General features: G+C 75.9%; 2 protein-coding genes. Both read left to right on the top strand.

Features of this window, described 5'->3' with window-relative positions:
* Positions 1 to 1,125 (top strand): NADH-ubiquinone oxidoreductase-F iron-sulfur binding region domain-containing protein (locus VR44_RS02485; protein ID WP_045945676.1); only part of this gene is annotated, 1,125 nt, incomplete at its 5' end.
* Positions 1,122 to 2,025 (top strand): 2Fe-2S iron-sulfur cluster-binding protein (locus VR44_RS02480; RefSeq protein WP_169790970.1); only part of this gene is annotated, 904 nt, incomplete at its 3' end. The genes VR44_RS02485 and VR44_RS02480, both read left to right, overlap by 4 nt.

Below are 2,025 nucleotides of genomic sequence, written 5' to 3'. Positions count from 1 at the left end.
GTCACCACGTCGGATCCCGAGGAGGTCCGCGAGCACGTGGCGGCATCGGGTCTGCGGGGGCGGGGCGGGGCCGGTTACGGGGTGGCCGCGAAATGGCGGGCGGTCCGGCGTGCGGACGACACGGTGGTGGTGGCCAACGGCGACGAGGGGGACCCCGGTTCCTACGCCGACCGGCTCCTGATGGAGGTTCATCCACGGCGTGTCCTCGCCGGTCTGGCGCTGGCCTGCTTCGCCTGTGGAGCGGCCAGGGGCCGGGTACTGGTCCGCTCCGAGTACCCCACCGCGCTCGCCACCCTCCGACGCGCATACGAACGGGCCTGCGAGGAAGGGCACTTCGGGCGGGACGTGCACGGCACGGGCCGCGTGCTGGAGGTCGAGGTGGGTGCCGGGCACGGGTCGTACGTCGCCGGCGAGGAGACCGCTCTGATCGCGAGCCTCGAAGGCGGGCGGGGCTGCGCCCGTGCGCGGCCGCCGTACCCCACCGAACGGGGCTTGTGGGACGCCCCCACGGTGGTCGGCAACGTGGAGACGCTGGCCGCGCTGCCCTGGATCGTGAGCCGGGGCGGCGCCGCGTACGCCCGGCGCGGGACCCCCTCCGAACCGGGCACCAAGCTCGTCAGCCTCTCGGAGCGGTTCGCCCGGCCGGGCGTCTACGAGGTCGAACTCGGTACTTCCGTGGAGCACATCGTCCATGGGCTCGGCGGCGGGCTCAGGGAGGGGGCGCGCCTGGCCGTCCTCCAGATCGGCGGCCCCCTCGGCGGGTTCCTGCCCGCGGACGGTCTGGACGTGGCGCTGGCCGACGCGGAACTGGCGGCCCGGGGCGCCGCCCTCGGCCACGGCGGGCTCGTCGCCTTCGACGACTCCGTCGGACCGGCCGACGTCCTCCGCCACACCTGGCAGTTCGCGGCCGCCGAGAGTTGCGGAGCCTGTTCGCCCTGTCGTGTCGGCAGCCGCCTGGGGCTGGAGCTGGCGACGGCCGGGGAGGATCCCGGCGAGGACTGGGTCCGGCTCGCGCGGGTGCTGGAGGAGGCGAGCCTGTGCGCGTTCGGGCGGCGATTGCCCGCGGCCGTGCGCGGTCTCGCCCGCGCCTACGGGCAGCGGTTCCCGGCGGGGTGGGCCTCATGACCGGCGCTCGCGGCACACTCACGCTCGTAGTCGACGGCCGGACCGTGGAGTTGTCCGAGGGCGCCTCTCTGCTGGACGCCGCCACAGCGGCGGGCGTGGAGCTGCCCGCGCTCTGCTCCGACTCCCGGCTGAGCCCGGTGGGCTCGTGCCGGACCTGCCTGGTGCGCGCCGACGGCCGACTGACCGCCGCCTGCGTCACGCCGGCCGCGGCGGGAACCCGGGTGTCGACCGGCACCGAGGAACTCGTGGACCTGCGGCGGGACGCCGTACGGACGATCGTCTCGGCGCTCCCGTCCTACGCCCTCGGGCCGCAGGTGCCCTCCGAACTCGCGCGGGTCTGCCGCGACCTGGGCATCGGCCCGGAGGAGGCGCGGGGGTCCGGCGGCCGTGGACGGGACGACTCCCACCCGTACGTCCACCTCGACCGGGACCTGTGCATCGCCTGCGGACGGTGCGTCCGGATGTGCGCCGAGGTCCAGGGGACCTTCGCGCTCACCCTCACCGGGCGGGGCGCGGACACCGTCGTCGCACCGGGCACGGGCGGGTCCTGGGCGGGATCGGACTGCGTGGCCTGCGGTGGCTGCGTCGACACCTGCCCGACGGGGGCGATCACCCAGCCGGGCGGGGGCAGCGGTCTGACGTCCGGCGAGCTGCCCCGGGTGGTCCCCCGCGACGCCGCCGCACCGGACGTGGTCCGTACGACCTGCGGATTCTGCGGGGTCGGGTGCGCCCTCGACGTGGCCGTCCGGGACGGGGCCGTCGCAGCCGTGCTCCCGGCCCGGGACGGACCCGTCAACCAGGGACACGCGTGCGTGAAGGGCCGGTTCGCGCACGGCTTCGCCGTCTCGGAGGAACGCCTGACGACTCCCTTGCTGCGCCGCGCCGACGGCCGCCTCGAAC

The organism is Streptomyces katrae (assembly GCF_000966975.1).
Classification (GTDB): Bacteria; Actinomycetota; Actinomycetes; order Streptomycetales; family Streptomycetaceae; genus Streptomyces; species Streptomyces katrae.
Note: the sequence above shows the minus strand (reverse complement) of the source record. Positions and strands in the feature narration are given on the sequence as shown.